Below are 20,851 nucleotides of genomic sequence, written 5' to 3' on the forward strand. Positions count from 1 at the left end.
GCCATCTCGTACAGGGAGGGATTCTCTTGATCGAATGGGCTACTTATGTTCTGGAGGATATGAACAAACAATTGGAACGCATCGAGCGGAGCCTGAATTTGCTGAGCGATGAACAGATCTGGAGCAAGCCGAAGGATTCCATGAACAGCGTCGGCAATCTTTGCCTGCATTTGGCCGGCAACGAGTATCAGAACCTCGTAAGCGCCATCGGCGGCAAGCCGTTCATCCGGGAGCGGACCCGCGAATTTACGGCGGACGGGGGACTTACCCGGCAAGAGCTGATCGATCTGCTGCGCAACACCCGTTCCCGGTCTACGGAGGTTCTAACAGCTTTAACTAATGAGGATTTGACCCGGGAAGTCGTCATCCGTTTTGGCCATGAGGACTGGAACCGGATGCACCGCAGCGCTGTATCCGCAGAGGAGGCACAGGATATAAGAGTGGTCAGCCGCCTGCTCATCCAGGTCTCGACGCATTACGGCTATCATGCAGGGCAGATCGTCGTATTGGCTAAACTGCTGCAGGATACGGATGAGCATATTTCAGGTCAGTATCATTAAAGAACGAAAGGCGGACGGCTGTGATCAGACTTGAACCTTTTGAACGCGCGGACTTCAAACTCCTTATCGGCTGGATCGATTCACCGGAATTCATGGTGCAGTGGAGCGGGAAGACGTTTCATTTTCCATTAACCGAGGAACAGCTGGAGCATTATAACGAGAGCAATAACCACAACTATAAGGTCATTCTTGAGGAGAGCAATGAGGTAATCGGCCATATCAGCTTGTCGGTGGATGAAGAGAATCATTCCGGAAGAATCGGCAAGGTCATTATCGGGGCTAAGGACCGGCATGGACAAGGCATTGGCCAAATGATGATCCGTAAAGTCGTGGCGATTGCATTTGAACGATTGAACCTGCACAGAGTCAGTTTAGGCGTATTCGATTTTAATCATGCCGCCATGGCTTGTTACGAGAAGGCAGGCTTCATCAAGGAAGGGATGCTCCGCGAGTCGCGTAAAGTCGGCGAGGAATATTGGAATCTGTGGGAAATGAGCATTTTGCAGAAAGAATGGATACCAGCGGACTAGATTCCGGAAGCTGTCCCAAAGGCCTTAAATGGTCCTTGGGGCAGCTTTTTTGTTGAGGAAAAAGAACCATAACGTGAGCATAACCCCGCCGGCTGTGCTTGTAGAAGATTTTGCCCCCTGATCATGGAATTTTCCCCCTATCCAATCCCATCCATTTCCGTGACAATAGAATTGTCTCCGATTATCCAAAAGTTAACATTTGACCCATGCTTATTCCATTTGCTGCGCTTATTTTCTGCTGCCTTCTGCCGCTCTCATATCCTACCAAATCACCTGCTAGAATTTGGAGTTAAAACCGCCCATAGATTGTGCCGATAGTGAAGGCAAGCGTATGGCGCAAGGAGGTGACCGGGAAATCCCGTTTCTGCGGAGGTTGGATTGCGATGCAAGAAACCATTGAAGGAGGCGCAAAGGAAATGAGATTTTTCAACGGCAAAAAACGCAGAATGGTCTCTGTCGGAATGATCGTAGCGCTAATTTTTTCGCTTTTTCCTGTCTTTGGGACAAACCTAAAATCCGTTCAGGCGGCAACGAATTACAAGCTGGTCGGCTACTATGCATCCTGGGCTGCCTATGGCAGAGCGTATAATGTGTCGGATATCGATCCAACCAAGCTGAACGTCATCAATTATGCGTTTGCGGACATTTGTTGGAACGGCATCCACGGCAATCCGGATCCTACGGGACCGAATCCCGTCACCTGGACCTGCCAGAACGAGCAAAGCCAGACGATTAACGTGCCGAACGGCACCATTGTTCTTGGCGATCCCTGGATCGATGCCGGAAAAAGCTTCGGCGACGACAAATGGGACGATCCAATCAAAGGCAATTTGAAGCAGCTGTGGAAGCTGAAAGACCGTAATCCGAACTTGAAAACGGTGATTTCGGTCGGCGGCTGGACGTGGTCGAACCGGTTCTCGGATGTGGCCGCAACCGCAACGACGCGCGAGGTTTTTGCAAACTCCGCCGTTGATTTTATCCGCAAATACAAGATGGACGGCGTCGATCTTGACTGGGAATATCCGGTGAGCGGCGGCCTGGCCGGAAACAGCTACCGCGCCGAAGACAAGCAGAACTATGTTCTGCTGCTGCAAAAAATCCGTGAGAAACTGAACGCGGCAGGTACCGCCGACGGCAAAACCTATCTGCTGACCATCGCCTCCGGTGCAAGCCCGGCGTATGTCCAGAATAACAATCTGGCCGGCATTGCCTCCGTCGTCGACTGGATCAACATCATGACCTATGACTTTAACGGAAGCTGGAATACGACGACCGGGCATAACGCCCCGCTTTATTACGATCCTGCGGCGGCCAGCTCGGGCCTGACTGATCCGGCCAATTACAATATCGACAAAGCAGTCACCAACTATTTGCAAAATGGCGTACCTGCCAGCAAGCTTGTGCTCGGCATGCCGTTCTACGGCCGTGGCTGGGGCGGGGCTCCAAGCACGGGCAACGGGCAATACCAGGTATCGTCCGGCATTTCAAACACGGGAACCTGGGAGAAGGGCAACTATGATTTCTCTGACCTGGAGGCCAACTATATCAACAAGAACGGCTATACCCGTTACTGGAACAATACCTCCAAGGTTCCGTTCCTGTACAATCCGTCCACGCAAACATTCATAAGTTACGACGACGTGGAGTCGTTCGGCTACAAAACGGCTTATATCAAGAGCAAAGGCCTTGCCGGCGCCATGTTCTGGGAAACGAGCGGGGACCGCAACAAAACGCTGACCAATAAGCTATATACGGATCTCGGCAGCGGCATCGTGCCCACGCCAACACCGACTGCCAGCCCGACGGCTACGCCAACGCCAACGCCGACGCCAACTGTAAAACCTTCGGCTACGCCAACCGTTACGCCTACACCGACGCCAACGGTTAAGCCTTCGGCGACGCCAACCCCGACCCCGACGCCTTCAGTGACGCCGACCCCAACGCCAACCGCAACTTCGGGTGCTAATGCCTGGGTGGCGGGAAAAGCCTATAAAGTCGGCGATATCGTGACTTATGGCGGTAAAACCTACTCCTGCCTGCAAGCCCATACCTCCTTGCAGGGCTGGGAGCCGGTAAACACGCCTGCGCTTTGGAAGCTGCTTTGACCGATAACGCGATATAAAGTGCAGCACAAATAGCAGAGCAGCGTTCTTCTTTACGGAAGAATGCTGCTCGTTTTATGTTGGATGCCGAGTGCGATTAAGAAACTACCGCCGGGTGGTCCTGAAGTCCCTAATACACCGCTTTGCCCTTGCTTCCCGCCGACGGACCTGGGCGCCGTTATTGGAGTAGATGTCAGCAGGTACGGAGGGCTAAGGCTTCGCGTAACTTCCTAACGGACCTGAGCGACGCTATTACACTGATAATCGCATTTGAAAGCGCATTCGCATGTGAATAACGGCTTTCAGGTCCGTTAGATTGCATATTTTCTGATATTGCGGCGAATAGCGGCTCTGGTGTCCGTTAGGTCGCTGGCTCGCTTAGAGTCGTGCTGTTGCTCAGAGCGCTGCCGCTGCTCCACATAGAGTTCGCTACTGTTCTGCTCAGAATTTGCTGCTTCTGGTTTGGATTCTTTTGCTGCTCTCACCAGAACTGTGCCACTGCTCTGGTGGATGTTATGCAGCCGTCTCAGCCCTGAGTTCAGCAGCTAATCACTCCGGAATTGTGCTCCGGCTCTGCCCAGAGTTATGCTTAGGCTCTGTTAGTAATGTGCTCAGCCCACAATTGTACTCCTGCTTAACCCCTTGCGCTGCTGCCGCTACGCTAGTATTGCGACGCATCTCTGCTCAGCGCACTACAGTACTGCTTTGACCATTCGCCCTTATACAATTCGCTTATGCAATTCGCACTTTAGCAATCCGCTCTATTTCTATTCTCTCTTTTGATCTTCCCTTGTTTGAAATGCTATAAAACAGACCTTGCGGAGCGGTCTCCAGTTTCAATCCGGCTTAGCGCTCTTTGGCGAATTTGCTGCGGAATGCGGAGGGCGAGAGGCCTTCCTTTTTGGAGAAGCAGGAGGAGTAATGCGACACATGGCGGAAGCCCACTTCTTCGGCAATGCGCGCGACGGGCCAGGAGGTCTGGAGCAGCAGCCGCTTGGACTGCTCGATCCGGTAATACTGCAGATAAGCCATTGGGGTCATGCCAAAGACCTTCAGCATGCTTTTGGCCAGGTAATTAGGATGGTAGTTCAGTTCTTTTTGCAGGACAGGGTTGGTCAAATCGTGCATATAATTGCTGCGGATGTACAGCTCGACCTGCTCGGCCAGATGGATCGCCGTAGCGTCGCTCGGAGAAGACAGGTCCCGGTCCAGATGCTGCAGGAAGGACTGGAAGGTGGCCTGGCGCCGCCAGTTGCGCATCGACTTCGGCTCCGATTCCTGTTCAAAGAACAGATCCAGCAGTTCCATCGCTTTCGAGGTAATTCTCATATGCTTCGGGATAAAAATCGAGCAGACATCAACGTGGTTGAGGTAGGCTTTATTTTTGTGCTCCTCAAACAACATCTGCTGATTGCCCAGACATTCGTTCATATCGGCGCATTCCTGCCAGCTGCCGAACGTCTGGAAATGAATCCAGATGATCTCTGTTTCCGCGGTGCAGGGCGCGCTGCCGTAGTGGTGGCCGTCCGGTAGAAGGATGAGGCCCTCGCCTTCCTGAAGCTCCCACAATCTGCCGTTCTCCCCTACCGGAAGACTGCCCTTCACAACAACGATCAGATCAAACACGCCAATGCAGTTGCGGTCGATATGATAATCTCCGATCTCGTACGAGGCATGCCCGCAATCGACGAAATAGGGAATGGGCGGGGAGATGAAATGCAGGATGGGCACATTCATAAAGAGGACTCCTCCATAGGTTGAAAATATTAAAAATCAGGTTGAATAACCTTGTTTATTTAAATGGTAGCTCATGTCATATTATATGTAAAGCGCTTTCTTAAATAGTGTAATCGTATAAATGTTCACAATGGCAATGGCTTAATTCCATACTGCGAGACGTTGCTTGCCGGCCGAGTCAGAGGCAAAGCCGGTAAAGAGAGGAGAGTTCCGGGAAATGATTCAGATTCAAGATACGTTCTGGTCCGAGTATGTGCGCCTTGTGCGCGAAGTCATGGTTCCCTACCAATGGGAGGTGCTGAACGACCGCGTGGAAGGTGCAGAGCCGAGCCACGCCATCGCCAATTTCCGGATTGCCGGCGGCACAGAAGACGGCGAATTTTACGGCATGGTATTCCAGGACAGCGATGTCGCCAAATGGCTGGAAGCTGTGGCGTACTTGCTGGAGACCCGACCCGATCCGCAGCTGGAAGAAGTAGCCGACAACGTCATTGATATTGTCGTGCTGGCGCAGCGGGCCGACGGCTATCTCAATACGTATTTTACGCTCAAGGAGCCCGGCCGCGAGTGGACAGATTTGGCGGAGTGTCATGAGCTCTACTGCGCGGGACATATGATTGAGGCGGCGACCGCGTATTTCCGGGCTACCGGCAAACGCAAGCTGCTCGACGCCGTCTGCCGGTTTGCCGATTACATCGATACGGTGTTTGGAACCGAGCCGGGTAAGCTGCAGGGCTATGACGGACACCAGGAAATCGAGCTGGCGTTGGTCAAATTGTTCCATGCCACCGGCGAAGAGAAGTATTTGCGGCTGAGCCGGTATTTTCTGGACCAGCGTGGAACGAAGCCGTATTTCTTTGAGGAGGAATGGGAAAAACGCGGACGGACGCTGCATTTTTCGAATCTTTCAATGGTCCACGACCATGCGTACAGCCAGTCGCATCTTCCGGTGCGGGAGCAGGACGATGCGGAAGGCCATGCGGTCCGGCTGGTCTACATGTGTACGGCAATGGCGGATATTGCGGCCGAAACCGGCGACGCCGGCATGCTCGCCGCCTGCGACCGGCTGTGGGACAGCATTGTCAACAAGCGGATGTACATTACCGGGGGAATCGGTTCAATGGAGCATGGAGAATCGTTTACCGCCGATTACGATCTGCCGGGCGATCTGGCGTATGCCGAGACCTGCGCTTCGGTCGGCCTGATCTTTTTTGCCCGGCGCATGCGCAAGCTCCGCCGGAGCAGCGCTTACGCAGACATTATCGAACGTGCGCTGTACAACACGGTGATCAGCGGGATGTCGCTGGACGGCACCAAATTCTTTTACGTCAATCCGCTGGAGGTCTATCCGGACGTCATCGGCAAAAACAAAAACTACGATCATGTGAAGCCGGAACGGCAAGGCTGGTTCACCTGCGCCTGCTGTCCGCCCAATGTGGCCCGGCTGCTCGCTTCGCTCGGAGAGTATATTTACGTGCAGGAGGAGAACCGGCTGTCGGTTGAACTCTACATCGGAAGCACCATCCAGGCGGAACTGGGCGGCATTCCGGTAACGATCCGCCAAGAGTCGAGCTATACGTCGGAAGGCCGGAGCCGGTTCATCGTTGATCCGGAATCGCCGGGAGTATTTACGCTTGCCCTGCGCATGCCGGACTGGTGCGAGGAGGCGAAAATTACCGTTAATGGCGAAATGCAGGAATATAACACAGGAGATGTAGAAGGGTATATCGTGCTGGAACGCAGCTGGCAGGCGGGGGATACGGTCGAGGCCTGGTTTGCAATGCCGGTCAAGGAAATGGAGAGCCATCCGCTCGTCCGCCAGACCTTCGGCAAAACCGCCCTGCAGCGCGGGCCGTTCGTCTATTGCCTGGAAGAAGCCGACAACGGCAAGCGGTTGTATCAGCTGCGGCTTTCCGGGGAACACCGTTACATCATCGGAACTACGCAATGGATTCCAGGCGGTGTGAAAGTGATCTCCGCTCCGGGTTACCGCCTGAAGCCGGAAACGCAGTGGGGAGACAGTTTGTACCGTCCGGGTTCGCCGCAATCGGCAGAGGCTGCCGAACTGTCCTTTATCCCTTATTTCGCATGGGCCAACCGAGGGGTAGGCGAGATGTCCGTCTGGGTCGGCCTATAGGGTGAAAATCTGCAAAATCCGGTTGGAATTTATGATCCTGGAATACGGCTAGCGGCCTCATCGGGTTGTACCGAGTGGCGTCATGTAAAGGTTGTAATTTCTAAAAATCAGGTTGTAAAATGCTATTTTGCTTCAAAGAAAATCATGACAGAATACAAATGAAGCGCTTTCTAAAATAACATAAATCAGATCCATCAGACACACGATCCATCAGGCTGTTGAGGTGCAGGGGGCAGACAGGCAAACCAATTCATGTAAATGATGAAGGGAGAGCGAAACATGAAAGCAGGAAAAGCATTGGGGGCAGGAATTCTTTCAGGGGTATTGGCATTAAGCGTGATCGGCTGCGGGAACAACGACAATAACACGAACAACGCGGCATCCAAGACAAACGAACCGGCCAAAGCAACCGAGGACACCTCTAAACCCGGGAAAAAGGTCAAAATCGTCTATTCGATGTGGGGCAGCGCGGAAGAAGGGAACACCACCCAGAAGGTGGCGGATAAGTTCAATGCCTCCCAGGACAAAATCGAAGTCGAAGTGCAAGCCATTCCGTGGGAAAATTACATGACCAAGCTGAACACGCTGGCAACCGCGAAGCAGCTTCCCGACACCGGAATGCTGCGCGAAGATGGGGTCGTCCAATGGTCCTCTCAAGGCATGCTGAATGATGTCAGCTCGATGTATGACGGTACCGACAGTAAACCGCTCGATAGCTTGGCCTACAAATATCAAGGCAAAACCGTAGCCTATGCGGCCGCCAATGAAATCCTGCTCCTGTATTACAACAAAGACATGTTTGACAAGGCCGGCGTCGCTTACCCGCCATCCGCTCTGGATAAAGCCTGGACCTGGGACGAATTCGTGACCACGGCCAAGAAGTTGACCAACGACAAAAACGGCAAGCATCCGGGCGACGACGGTTTCGACTCGCAGAGCATCGTGCAGTTCGGCGCATCCGTCGAGAATCTGCCATGGCAGCTGGAGACCTGGGCACTGGGCAACGGCGGAGGATTCTATTCGGGCGATGGAACCGAGGTGAGAATCGGGGAAGACGCTAGCATGGAAGCGATTCAAAAAGTCGCGGACCTGTACCTGAAGGACCATGTGGCTCCGCTGTCCGTTGGACAGACCGATGACGGCATACAGCGTACGATCATCGCGGGAACAGTCGCCATGGCCACGAACGGCGCGTGGAACGTCGGAACAAGCTTGAATACGGCCAAGAAGGAAGGCCTGAATTACGGCGTGGCGGTTTTGCCTTACATGAAAGATAAGGTTACGCTCAACACCGGTGGCGCCAATGTCGTATTCTCGCAAACAAAACATCCGGCAGAAGCGATGGAATGGCTGAAATGGTATAATTCGGAAGAAAATAACTGGGGTCTGATCAGCGAAGGCATCTGGATGCCGACACTGCAGAAATGGTATACGGATGAGACGCTTACCCGCAAATGGGTAGAGAACCCGAACTTCCCTCCTTATGAAGAATACAAATCCGCAGTAGTCGATTACGCGCAATCTTCGGCCGTGAAGCCCGCATCCTGGTTCTACACCAATCACACAACGGAATTTAATACCTTGCTCGGATCGATCCTGGGCGATGTCTGGACCGGCAAGACAACCGCCAAGGACGCGATCACCAAAAATCTGGATGCGCTGAAGGCCGCGCATTCAGGCAACAACTAACAGGCAGCATAGATGGCCGCTGCGGAGCTTGACCGGGCATGCGGCGGCCATATTTTAATCGGCAGGTGGGAGAGAGAGATGGATACGATTAAAAAAGCTCCACGGCGGCGTTCCCGCATTAACGCAAGCGAGGCGCGCGTCGCTTATCTATTATTGATTCCTGCCTTTCTCGGACTGATCTTTCTGACATACCTGCCCCTGATCGGGGTGCTGGGAATCAGTTTGACCAACTGGACGGGATTGGCAAAACCCGAGTTTATCGGCTTGGATAATTACATCGATCTATTTACAAAGGACCCTTATATTAAGGATTCAATTATCGCGACAATCTATTTCGCCGTCTTATCCGTCATCGGCAGCATGCTCTATTCGCTTTTCATCGCGATGCTGCTGAACCGTAAAATTCCGGCCAGAGGCTTTTTCAGAGCGGTATTCTATGTTCCGTATGTTCTGCCGGCGGCCGCCATTTATGTAGGCTGGTCCTGGCTGTACGAAGCGAACTTCGGCTTTTTCAACTTTCTTCTGTCGGAGGCCGGACTCCATAAAGTTTCGTTTATCGCCGACTCCAGTTATGTTGTTCCGTCGCTGTCCCTGATTTCAGTCTGGTTGTCGGGGAACCTGATCGTTATTTTTCTCGCCGGGCTGCAAAATGTTCCTGGCGTCTATCATGAAGCCGCCGAAATCGACGGCGCGAACGGCTGGCAGCGGTTTGTGCACATCACGTTGCCCTGCATGTCGCCGATTATCTTTTACAATCTGCTCATGAGCCTGATCGCCAATCTCCAGATCGTTACGCCGGCCCTTTCCCTGACCAATGGCGGCCCGGGCAATTCCTCGCGGTTTTTGACTTATTTGATGTATGACCAGGCGTTTGTGAACTACAGGCTGGGTTATGCCTGCGCAACGACAGCCATTATCTTTGTTATTCTTGCCGCTTTTACCGGCGTGTTGTTCAAAACCTCTAACCGGTGGATCTTCGATGAAGGGGGCGACGACAAGTGAGCGATCTGGCCTACGGCAAATTGAAAAGCAAAAAACGCACCAACCGGATGATGAACCTGATCTCACTGGTCGTGATCGTGTTCTTCGCCATCCTTGTCCTTTTTCCGATCTGGTGGATCTTCCGCACTTCCCTGATGTCCAATGCCGAGATTTACAAATATCCGCCGGCGCTGCTGCCGGGACATTGGCTGTTCTCCAACTATGAGAAGACGCTGGATGTTTTCAAGTTTTGGCGATACCTGTGGAACACGCTGATTATCATCGTGCCCTCGTGTTTGGCGGGTACCTTTACGGCTACCCTATGCGGTTATGCCTTTGCGAGACTGCGGTTCTGGGGCAAAAAATTCATCTGGACGCTGTGCGTCGGTTCGATGCTCCTGCCGGCCATGGTTACGCTCATTCCGCTGTACATCGGCTGGACGCGCGGGCTCGGCATTCATGACAGTTACCTGCCGCTCATCCTGCCGTATTTCTGCGGCGGCGGCGCATTTAATATCTTTCTGATCCGGCAGTTTATTGTCTCGATCCCGCGGGAGCTTGACCAGGCCGCAACGATCGACGGCGCCGGATACATCCGCATCCTGTTCAGCATCATCATGCCGGCAATCAAATCGGCGATGATCGTAGTCGCCTTATTCATCTTCATCGGACTGTGGAACGACCTGCTGCAGCAAATGATTTATATCAATTCCAGCGATAAATATACGATCGCCCTGGGGCTGACCGCCTTCAGGGGGCAGCTCAAGCAGGACTGGTCGCTGACAATGGCCGCCACCTGCATGTCCTTTGCGCCGGGCGTCATTTTCTATCTGATCGGTCAAAAATATTTCGTGGAAGGCATCACGCTGACCGGAATGAAAAATTAATAGGCGGATTTTTCGGAGAAGGCACGATTTCCTTAATGTTGAAGGGGACGTGCCTTTTTTTGCCGGAAGCTTGTTCAGCAGGTTAAAATCCTTAAAAATAAGGTTGGAATCCATGATATCTATTGAGTGAGGTTTATGCAATATTATAGATGAATTCCTATTTAATAGAATTTTAAGGAAGGAGGAGCATTTGGCAATCGGTATTCTAACTCTAAGGAGGTTATGGTGTGCTGAAGAAATTTCAGAGTCAACGCGTGAAAAAGATGTCGTTAAGTGCGGTTGTCCTTGCTGCGGCATTAGGCGTTTTTTGGTTTGCCCGTCCTGCTTACGCTTATGACTTATCAAGCAGCAATTTTCAGGTAAGCACAGGCTCGAACGGCGACATTACCAGCCTGAAGCTGGCCGGGGACAACTATCCGACCAATTACGTGATGAACGCAACCAACGCTCCCAACCAGAATACGGCCGACCATCAGTGGCTCGGTGAGCTGATGTTTACGTACCGGCTGAATAACGGTGCCTGGACCAAAGCGTGGACCAGCAAATCAGCGGATGCCCGGACCCAGAGCCAGACGGGAAATACGGTAAATGTCGTCTATCAAAATTCGGCTAACACCGAAGGTATACGCAATTTTCGGGTCAATGAAAGCTATTCTCTTGTAAGCGATTACTTGCTCTGGCAAATTCAGGTGACCAATACAAGCACGCAGACGCTGGAGATCGGCGATTTCGGCCTCCCGCTTCCGTTCAACGAATTCTGGACCGGCGGCGGCAATGAGCAGATCTATGAGACGCGGGTCGTTACACAATCCTTCATCGGCAATAACAGTTCATATGTCACCGTACAGCGTCCAAGCGGAATCGGACCGTCGCTCCTGCTCGTTCCCGACAGCACGACCGGTGCAGGATTCGAATACATGGACAACTGGCGCATCCAGGACCATGCCGGCAGTAAATGGGCGGGAGACCAAGGGGGCTGGGTCGAAGGACTCTCGGTCTACTATATCCACTCCAATGTCATTAAAAGCACCGGCAGAGGGTATTTGAACAACACCAGCCTGACGCTGGCGCCGGGCGCGAGCAAAACCTATTCGTTCAAGTTCTTCAAATCCGCCAGCGAGCAAGCGACGAAGGACCGGCTTTATTCCGAAGGAATGATCGACACGACCGTTGTGCCGGGCATGATTGTTCCGACCGACCAGACCGCGAAATTCGACCTGCGGACATCCAAGACGATCACTTCGGTCACGGCGCAATATCCATCCGAAACGACAGTGACTTCCCTGGGCACGACTTCCGGAGACCATAAGCTGTACTCGCTGAAAATGAGCCATCTCGGCCCGAATAATATCACCGTGAACTACGGTTCCGGCGAGACGACGACCCTGCAGTTCTACGCCATTGAACCGGTGGCGAATGCGCTTCAGCGGCATGCCACGTTCATGGTTAACAACCAGCAATGGAATGTGCCGGGCGATATCCGGGATAAAGTGTTCGACGACTGGATGATGCAGACCAAAGCGAAACGGAACAATTTTGCCGGGTACTGGGGCTGGGGCGACGACTGGGGTTACACCCATGCGCAATTCCTGGCCGAGAAAAATGTCCAGAATCCGGTCGCTTCGGAAATCACTGCACTCGACCAGTATTTGAAAGTCGCAATTTGGGGCAATCTGATGGCCGATCATCATACCGATTATCTGGTGCCGGATTTCCTGATGGCTGCGCCGAATACGACGCCGACTTACCGGGGCTACGCGTATCCGCATATTTACAATACGTACTTCAGCATGTACAAAATATCCAAGCTATACCCGGGCCTGATCGCGTACACCGAAACGAGCAATACCTATCTGATGAGGGCTTACAACATTATGAAAGCGCTCTATGACGGACCGGTCGCCTATAACTGGAATACCGGCCTCATGGGAGAGGTCACCACGCCGGATATCATCAAAGCTCTGCAAACCGAAGGCTACACGGCGCAGGCCAACGATCTGATCTCTAAAATGAACACCAAATATAACAATTTCGCTGCCACGACCTATCCGTACGGCTCGGAATACAACTACGACAATACCGGCGAGGAAGCCGTTTATATGCTGGCCAAGATGAACAACAACAACACGATCAAGAGTAAAATCAACACCAAAACCCGTGCGGTGCGCGGAAAAATGCCGGTCTGGTATTTCTACTCCGATCCGGTGACCATCAACGGCGAGCCATGGTGGCAATTCCAGTACACGGCTGCGCTGGCCGGAACGGCCATGGATGACTGGGTACGCAACAATTCGGCGACGCCGGAAGTGGAACAGCGCTTGAGCTACGCGGCCAAATTGGCGAACCTGAGCGCCATCAACTCCGGGCAAATCAGTTCCGACGCGGCGAATATCGGAGCCGTCTCCTGGACCTATCAGGCGATGAAGGGCAACAACGGCGCACTCGGTCTGGACGGAGGACCGCTGTTCAACGGGTGGCGGGGCATGTCCGGGGAAGCCGATCTGGGACTGTTCGGCGCCATCAAGCTGCTGAGCTCCGACGTAGCCGTTGACCCGATCTTCGGCCTTTACGGCTATGGCTGCGAGGTCACCGACAGCGGTGGCAACTATGTCGTCGTTCCGAAAGACGGGGTGTTCCAGCGGCTGAACCTCATCACGGAAAAATGGGGCATGACGCTGGAGCGCGACCGCTATACCCAAGCTACGGTTGCCAAGGCGAAGAACGGCGTGAGCTTTACCCTTAGCAATGCGACGCCGGGAACCGCCCACACCACCAAAGTGTCCTTCACGGGTCTGGTTGCAGGAACTTATAATGTGACTGTCAATAATGTCGCATCCGGCAGCTTTACGGCAGTGAGCGGCCAGACGGCGACCGCATCGCTGAACATCGGCACCAGTGCCAGCTATACCGTGTCGATCCAGCCGGGAAACCCTGTTCCGGTACCGAGCGTCATCGTGAACTATAACATGAACCAAACCTCCGGTACGACGGTCACCGATTCCTCTGGCGCGGCTAACCATGCGGTGCTCAGCGGAACAACGAGCTGGACCACAGGCCGCACAGGCGCCGGCAATGCGCTTACTTTAAGCGGCAGCAATGGTTATGCGACCTTGCCTACGGGAGTCGTCAGCTCACTGAACGACTTCACGATTTCGGCATGGGTACGCATTACGTCAAACAGCGATTGGGCGCGAATTTTCGATTTCGGCTCCGGCACCGGAAGCTATATGTTTCTGGCGCCGCAGTCCGGCGGGGGCGGCGGCATGCGCTTTGCGATTACGGGCAGCGGCAACGGCTCGGAGCAGCAGCTGACGGCGAGCAGCCCGCTGACCGTCGGGCAATGGAAGCATGTCGCGGTAACGCTGTCCGGCACGACAGGCCGCCTGTATGTCGACGGCGTTCAGGTTGCGGTCAATACGAACATGACGCTGAAGCCTTCCAGTCTTGGCGCGACCACCCAGAATTACATCGGAAAATCGCAGTTCAACGATCCTTACCTGAACGGAGCGGTGGATGACTTCATCATTTACAGCCGCGCGCTCAGCGCAGCGGAAATCTCCTCCTTGTTCGGAGGGGCGACGATCCAAAGCCTCACAGGTGAGAAAGCGACGGATTTGCTGCAATCCGAGGATCCGTCTGCAACGCCTAGCGGGGAGCCATCCGTGAAGCCAACGGAAGAACCGGCAGCCGAGCCTGCAGCTGGGCCGTCCGCTGAGCCCGGGCTTCCGGCAGATGTTGCACCTGCCCTGCCAGATAAGGTTTAATGCTGACTGCAGTCCCGGTGATCCTTGCGATCGCCGGGATTTTTTTCGGCCTAGCCGGCTGATATATAAAAATTGAAGGGAAATAACAAGGGGCGTCGAATATGTAGCAGTGAATATAACCACTGATTTTACACCTCTTTAACATGCTTCATATGATCGCGTGATATAACAATATCAACTGACGATAGAGGAGAAGATGGGATGAAGCTTAGTAAAGAGGAGAAATCGTGGATTCTGTACGACTGCGGCAATTCAGCGTATTCGATGGCGGTCACGACGGCGCTGCTGCCGATTATATTCGGCATGTTCGACAATGTCAGCAGCATGGATTTAGGGTACTTCAACTCGATTGCCAGCATCCTGGTAGCGGTGATGAGCCCGATTCTCGGGACGATTGCGGATTACAAGGATAAGAAAAAGCGCTTCTTTATTTTTTTCGCGGCTCTCGGAATTATGGCTACCGCTTCGCTGGCGTTTGTATCACCGGCAAGCGGGGAGTGGCAGCTTCTGGTGCTGTTCTACATCTTGTCGGCCATCGGCTTTGCCGGGGCCAACATCTTTTATGACTCGTTCATTGTGGATGTCACGCAAGACGAGCGGATGGACAAGGTATCGACGAGAGGTTTTGCGTTCGGATACATATTCAGCGTCATTCCATTCGGCATCAGCCTTGCCCTCATTTACGTGCTGGGCATGGACAAGGCGATCGGGTACCAGATCGGATTTCTCATTACGGCGCTGTGGTGGGGCTTGCTTACCGTGCCGCTCCTCCGCGACGTCAAACAGCGGCATTATGTCGAGCCGGACCCCCGGCCGGTCGCGAACAGCTTCCGCAGACTCGGGGCGACCTTCGCGAATATCCGGCAGCACCGGGTCGTGTTTATCTTTTTGCTGGCGTATTTCTTCTATATTGACGGCGTCGATACGATTATCAAAATGGTTGTACCTTACGCGACCTCGGTATTGGGCGGAGAGGATCTGGACACCTTCACGCTGCTCGGCATTTTGCTCATAATCCAGATCATTGCGTTTCCGTGCGCCATCCTTTACGGCAACCTGGCCAAAAAATATTCGGCACGCAAGATGATTATCTTCGGCATTTTTACATACATCTTTTCCTGCGTGGCGGCATTCTTTATTACGTCCGTTTGGCATATTTTTATTCTTGGCGCGCTGATCGGCTCGGCGCAGGGCGGCATTCAGGCGCTCAGCCGTTCCTATTTCGCCAAGATCATCCCCAAGGATAATTCCAATGAATTTTTCGGCTTTTACAATATTTTCGGCAAATTCGCGGCCATTCTCGGTCCGGCTCTGATGTCGCTGGCCACGACGCTGACAGGGGACGCAAGCTACAGCATCCTGGCCATCATTCCGCTGTTTCTAATCGGCTTCTTTGTATTTATTACATTACCTGAGGGGAATTCACATGGCGCAAGCAACCGTACACGCACCTAAAGCCAAGCATTTGATCGTTATTTCTTACGATGCATTCTCGGAAGATAACTGGGAGACGGCCAGCCGGCTCCCCCATTTCGCGAAGCTGATGAAACGCGGTGCCTACAGCAACCGCCTTAAGAGCGTTTATCCCACGCTTACCTATGTCGTACATACCACAACAGCGACCGGCGTCTATCCGGAAAAACATGGCATCCATCACAATAACCCGCTGCAGCCGTTTGTAAAGGAGGAGGACCAGCGCTGGTTCTGGTTCCGCAAAGCGATCAAAGCACCGACGATTTACGACGCTGCGCGGGCGCATGGCCTGAGCACTGCCGGCCTCTTGTGGCCGGTCTCCGGCAAGTCCTCGATTCGATATAACCTTCCGGAGATCCGGGCGCTCAAGGGGGAGAATCAGGCACTGAAGGTGCTGCGCAGCGGGAGCCCGCTGTACTGCATCCGGATGGAGCTGAAGCACGGACGTATCCGGAAAGGCATCGCTCAGCCGTATCTGGATGATTTTTCGACGAAATGCGCCGTGGATACAATCAAACGCAAGAAACCTAATCTGCTTATGATGCATCTGATTGACCTCGACGATGCCAAGCATATGTACGGTACCGACAGCGATGAAGTGCAGCAGGTGATCCTGCGGATGGACCATCGGCTCGGCGAAATCATGCAGGCGGTGGAGGAGGCCGGGATTCAGGACGAAACGGTCATTATGGTGCTCGGCGATCACGGCCAATTCAACGTCCGGTACAAGGTACATCTGAACAATTTGCTGCAGGCAAAGGGACTCATTTATGAAGAGAACGGCAAGATGAAGTGGCGGGCGTACTTCCAATGCGGCGGCGGTTCGGCGTATCTGCATATCCGGCCGGGCGATGAGGAAGCGGAGCGGCAGGCTTTGGCGGTGATCGAAGAGGAGCTGCAGGATGAGGGGTCCATGGGCATCGAAAGCGTGTATACGCGGGAAGTGCTGGATAGCCTTCATGCCAGTCCGGTCACGCGGATCATGCTGGAAGCCAAACAAGGCTACTGCTTCGATGAAACTTTGGGAGAACGGCTGATTGTCGACCTTCAGGAACAGGGCATCCGTTATGCCACACATGGCTATTCCCCCGAGAAAAGCGGCTACCGCTGCAACATCGTCATTGCCGGGAAGCCGATCAAACCGGATTATGCTTTCGGCGACCTGGAGATGGTCGATATTGCGCCGACAATGGCCCATATTCTGGGCATTGATTTCGGGCATGCGGACGGCAGGGTGATCGAAGAGATTTTTAAGGAATAGGCGAAAAATAGAGAGAGATATCCGTTTTGCGGAGCAGAGGTTGCTTTATTTTTGAAAGCAGAGTATATTTGATTAGTCAAATATTGATGGGTCAAATATATTCGAGGAGGCTATAGCATGATTATTATTCATGCAACAATGCGCATTAAACCGGAACAGGAGGCGGCCTTCCTGGAAGAAGCAACCGTTCTGGTGGCATCCACACGTAAGGAAGAGGGCAATATTAGCTACGAACTGCTGAAATCGACCGAGCAGGAGCAGGTCTATACCATGGTTGAACTGTGGAAAGACCTTGAAGCTACCGGGCTGCATAACGCTAGCGAACATTTTACGGCCTTCAAACAAAAGGCTGCAGAGTTCCTGGCTGCCCCAATGGACCTGAAGGTGTTTAACGGAGAAGCGTTGCAATAATATTGCTATAAAAAGATCCCCCGGAAGGGGGATCTTTTTATTTAATTGCGCCTATTCGCTTGCTGGTATATCACTGTCCCGGATTCAGCCGTTCTTTCCGGTAGAGGTGTCTGAACGTAAGCAGCAGCAAGCCGATAAACACCGCCAGATAACCGGCAAGTATGCCGGCTTGCGCCCACAGATGACCATAGTTGGTACCGATGGAGATGACTTCCCGGAAACCGCGGATGGAGTAAGTCATCGGCAGGAGCGGATTCAGATAATGGAACACTTTCGGCGTCAGCACCAGCGGGAAGGTGCCTTCGCTGCTGGCTACCTGCATCAGCAGAACAAGGAAGCCGAGGAACTGCCCGCGCTGCCCGAACGCGGCGGTGAGCAGGAACAACAGCGTTGTGAAGGTCAAAGCGACGATGATGCTGAACACGATAAAGCGCCAGATGCTTTGCACCTCAAGCTCGAAGCCGCGCAGCAGCACGATCGCCGAAACCATAGCGCTAAGGGAAGCAACCGCAATGGCGACGCTGTATTTGCTGAAGAACCAGCTGTACGCCGAAACCGGCTTCATTGAAGGGGTTCGCACCGAAAAAGCGGTGGAGAACATCAGGGATGAAGCGAAGAACCCGATACTGATGATATACGGCGCCATGCCAAAACCGTATTTCGGTACCTTATGCTCGACATGTGCCACCAGATCGGTCGGTGCGGCAAACATTTCATAGGTGGTTTCGTTTGCCTTCGAGACCTCCTTGGACTGGGCTGCACCTGCGCTTAACCCCTTGTGAAGATCAGAGATTCCCGTGGACAAGGTGCCGGTGCCGGCTTGAAGCTGCTGCACGCCGTTGGCCAATTGGCCCGCGCCCGACTGCAGGGCGGTACCGGCCTGGGTTAATTGGCCGATGGCATTGCCGAGCTCGGTGCCGCCGGATTTCAATTCCAGCAGGCCCGCGCTCAGCTGCTGGTTGCCGCTGGCGACTTTTTGGATGCCGGCCAGCAGCGTGCCGCTTCCGGCGGACAGCTGCTTTGCACCTTCACTGGCTTCAGCAACCTTTTGTGCGTAGGCGGACAGACTGCCGCTCAAATCCTTGCTTCCGGAGACCAAGGCATCTGCGCCTTGCGCCAACTGCTTTTGCGATCCGGAAAGGGTGGACATGCTGGTCTCCAGTTTGGTGCCGCTTGCGGCTAATTGATCTATCTGCTTCGTTACTGCTTCTAATTGACCGGCGAGCTCAACATTCCCGGCTGCTTTGGCCGCTACCGATTTGAGCAGCGTGTTGAGCTTCCGGTAGCCGTCATTGTAAGCGGTCAGCCCGCTGCTTAAATCCTGCAGCCCTTTCGCCGACTGCGTCAATCCGCTTTGCAGCTGAGTGGCGCCGCTTAGCACCTTCCCTCCGCCGCCCGCCAGCTTAGTACCGGCTGCAGATAATTCGCCTAAGCCTTCCTCCAGCGCTTTTGTGCCTTGCTGCGCGCTTTGGGCTCCCGACGCCAGCTGCTGAGTTCCGGCGCTTAACTGCGCGGCGCTGTCGCTGGCGGTGTTTAAGCCTTGAACCAATTGGACGGCTCCGTCATTCGTCGCCGTAACGCCTTTGCTAAACGCAAGCAAACCATTGTCCAGCTTTTGCAGATTGTCACCCAGCACCTTCATGCCGGCGGACAATTTCCCGGTGCCTTCATCCAGCTTCGCCGCGCCGTCGCTGGCTTTTAGGTAGCCTTCCGCCAGTGACTTCATATTGTCAAAGATCGTCCGGGAGTACTCTTTGCGGACGGCGTCGGCGATCTGCACCTCCAGCTTCGTTACCGCCGAGGTGGTAATCTGGGAAGCGGCGAAGTTGTTGGCCGGGTCCGTGTAGTAGTTCAGCTGCATTTTCTGCGGCTGGGTGCTCAGCAGGGAGGCGGCGTTGTGCGAAAAGTCGGCGGGAATATCGATGACCATAAATACTTTTCCATCCTCCAGGTCTTGCAGCGCCTGCTCCTTATTGTCCGCGAACTGCCAATTAAAGGACTCTTCGTTCTTCAGCTGATGAACGAAATTAGACCCGATTTGCAGCGAGACATCGCCGATGGCGGCACCTTGATCGTTGTTAACGACCGTAACGGGCAGCTGGCTGAGCTTCCCGTACGGGTCCCAAAAGGAACTCAGAAAAAATAAGTTGTACAGCATCGGAATACAGATAAGGACGATTAAGGTTATCGCGAGCATCCGCTGGGAAAAAATCGTCTTCCATTCCTGTAAAAGCATCTTCATGCAAACCCCTCCTGATGTTTCAGAAACTTTACAAGGCTTATTCTAGACGCTATGATTGATAATATCCAATGCATAGTTTGGCATGCACTTATTACATATAAGATATGAGAGGTGACCCATGGAGCTTCAACAGTTGCACTATTTTCAAACCGTGGCCCGATTGGAGCATATGACCCAGGCGGCCGAAGCGCTGAACATTACGCAACCGGCGCTTAGCCGAACCATTGCCCGGCTGGAGGCGGAAGTCGGCGTACCTTTGTTTGACCGCAAGGGCCGGCAGATTCAGCTGAATGCCTTCGGGCAAATTTTCCTGAGGCATCTGGAACGGTCGTTTCAGGAACTGGAGCAGGCACAGAAGCGGATTAACGATCTGGCGGGGCTCGAGAACCGTTCGGTATTGATCGGGACGACCAACGTCAATATTTTTCCAAGTCTGGTCGCCTCGTTCATTGAGCGGTATCCGAATGCCAGAATACGCCAGTTTCTGCGGACGGACCAGGAGATGGGGCAGCTGCTGGAAGCGGGAGAGATCGACTTATGTATCTCCGCAAGCCCGATTGTCGGGCAAGGGATCGAGTGGACGCCGTTTTTCAAGGATGAGCTTTTGTTATTAGTGCCTCTGGAGGAACGATTTATGCATCGGAAGGAAATTGCGCTGATCGAGACGGCGCATGAGAAATTCATCGGCGGCGGGACGAGCAACGAGGCCTCGAATTGGCTGGAGGAACTTTGCCGGGCCGCCGGATTCGCGCCGGATGTCTTTTTCGAGGGAAGCGATTCCGTGGTCGTTGCGGAGATGGTCAGCCGCGGGCTGGGCATCTCGTTTATCCCCAAATATCTGTGGACCCGATTTTCGGAAGTGCTGCAGAAAGCGCTGCATGTGCTGCGGATTACCGATCCGGACTGCACCATTACGACCGGCATATCGCGAATGAAGGACCGTTATCTACCGGCCACCGCTCAAGCCTTTTACGATTTTATCCTGAGAAAAGACTGGGAACCGCAATAACTAAAGCCGCCCCATCCCTGAAGCCGGGATACGGGCGGTTTTATTTTTCGCCAGCCGCAAATCCCTTG

Annotated in this window: 14 protein-coding genes; 12 read left to right on the forward strand and 2 right to left on the reverse strand. The window is 53.5% G+C overall.

Features of this window, described 5'->3' with window-relative positions; translation table 11 throughout:
• Positions 1-26: 26 nt before the first annotated feature.
• The 3 genes from BMW84_RS02470 to BMW84_RS02480 all read left to right on the forward strand — a co-directional run bounded on the left by BMW84_RS02470 (position 27) and on the right by BMW84_RS02480 (position 3,195).
• Positions 27-560, forward strand: a complete 534-nt coding sequence (locus tag BMW84_RS02470) for a DUF1572 family protein (RefSeq protein WP_254772840.1) — start codon at positions 27-29, stop codon at positions 558-560.
• A gap of 20 nt (positions 561-580) precedes the next feature.
• On the forward strand, positions 581-1,090 hold the full coding sequence (locus tag BMW84_RS02475) for a GNAT family N-acetyltransferase (RefSeq protein ID WP_091064080.1): 510 nt from the start codon (positions 581-583) through the stop codon (positions 1,088-1,090).
• 416 nt (positions 1,091-1,506) lie between these two features.
• The gene (locus tag BMW84_RS02480; RefSeq protein ID WP_091067970.1) at positions 1,507-3,195 is read left to right on the forward strand and encodes a glycosyl hydrolase family 18 protein; all 1,689 of its coding nucleotides are present in this window, start codon (positions 1,507-1,509) and stop codon (positions 3,193-3,195) included.
• 843 nt (positions 3,196-4,038) lie between these two features.
• Here BMW84_RS02480 and BMW84_RS02485 read toward each other — a convergent pair.
• Positions 4,039-4,929 (reverse strand): AraC family transcriptional regulator, encoded by an 891-nt coding sequence (locus tag BMW84_RS02485; protein ID WP_091064082.1) that lies wholly within the window; start codon positions 4,927-4,929, stop codon positions 4,039-4,041.
• 217 nt (positions 4,930-5,146) lie between these two features.
• On the opposite strand from BMW84_RS02485, the gene BMW84_RS02490 reads away from it, so the two are divergent.
• The 8 genes from BMW84_RS02490 to BMW84_RS02525 all read left to right on the forward strand — a co-directional run bounded on the left by BMW84_RS02490 (position 5,147) and on the right by BMW84_RS02525 (position 17,532).
• Entirely contained in the window at positions 5,147-7,066 is a 1,920-nt protein-coding gene (locus BMW84_RS02490; RefSeq protein ID WP_091064083.1) for a glycoside hydrolase family 127 protein, read from the forward strand.
• 279 nt (positions 7,067-7,345) lie between these two features.
• Entirely contained in the window at positions 7,346-8,755 is a 1,410-nt protein-coding gene (locus BMW84_RS02495; protein ID WP_091064086.1) for an ABC transporter substrate-binding protein, read from the forward strand.
• Positions 8,756-8,833: 78 nt separating this feature from the next.
• On the forward strand, positions 8,834-9,757 hold the full coding sequence (locus BMW84_RS02500; protein WP_091067972.1) for a carbohydrate ABC transporter permease: 924 nt from the start codon (positions 8,834-8,836) through the stop codon (positions 9,755-9,757).
• Positions 9,754-10,623, forward strand: coding sequence for a carbohydrate ABC transporter permease (locus BMW84_RS02505; protein ID WP_091064089.1), 870 nt, complete (start codon positions 9,754-9,756; stop codon positions 10,621-10,623). The genes BMW84_RS02500 and BMW84_RS02505 overlap by 4 nt, the downstream gene beginning before the upstream one ends.
• A 263-nt stretch (positions 10,624-10,886) precedes the next feature.
• Positions 10,887-14,387 (forward strand): DUF5695 domain-containing protein, encoded by a 3,501-nt coding sequence (locus BMW84_RS02510; RefSeq protein ID WP_091067974.1) that lies wholly within the window; start codon positions 10,887-10,889, stop codon positions 14,385-14,387.
• 201 nt (positions 14,388-14,588) lie between these two features.
• Entirely contained in the window at positions 14,589-15,842 is a 1,254-nt protein-coding gene (locus BMW84_RS02515) for an MFS transporter (protein WP_091064096.1), read from the forward strand.
• Positions 15,814-17,121, forward strand: coding sequence for an alkaline phosphatase family protein (locus tag BMW84_RS02520; protein ID WP_091064097.1), 1,308 nt, complete (start codon positions 15,814-15,816; stop codon positions 17,119-17,121). Before BMW84_RS02515 ends, BMW84_RS02520 begins: the two co-directional genes overlap by 29 nt.
• A gap of 117 nt (positions 17,122-17,238) precedes the next feature.
• Positions 17,239-17,532, forward strand: a complete 294-nt coding sequence (locus BMW84_RS02525) for a putative quinol monooxygenase (RefSeq protein ID WP_091064100.1) — start codon at positions 17,239-17,241, stop codon at positions 17,530-17,532.
• 70 nt (positions 17,533-17,602) lie between these two features.
• Here BMW84_RS02525 and BMW84_RS02530 read toward each other — a convergent pair whose 3' ends face one another.
• Complete coding sequence (locus BMW84_RS02530) at positions 17,603-19,774, reverse strand: YhgE/Pip domain-containing protein (protein ID WP_091064106.1); 2,172 nt, start codon at positions 19,772-19,774, stop codon at positions 17,603-17,605.
• 118 nt (positions 19,775-19,892) lie between these two features.
• Here BMW84_RS02530 and BMW84_RS02535 point away from each other — a divergent pair, with 118 nt between their 5' ends.
• A complete protein-coding gene (locus BMW84_RS02535; protein ID WP_091064107.1) occupies positions 19,893-20,783 on the forward strand; it encodes a LysR family transcriptional regulator in 891 nt (296 codons plus the stop codon).
• The last annotated feature ends 68 nt before the right edge of the window (positions 20,784-20,851 follow it).

It is taken from the genome of Paenibacillus sp. NFR01 (assembly GCF_900111565.1).
In the GTDB taxonomy this organism is placed as follows: domain Bacteria; phylum Bacillota; class Bacilli; order Paenibacillales; family Paenibacillaceae; genus Paenibacillus_AQ.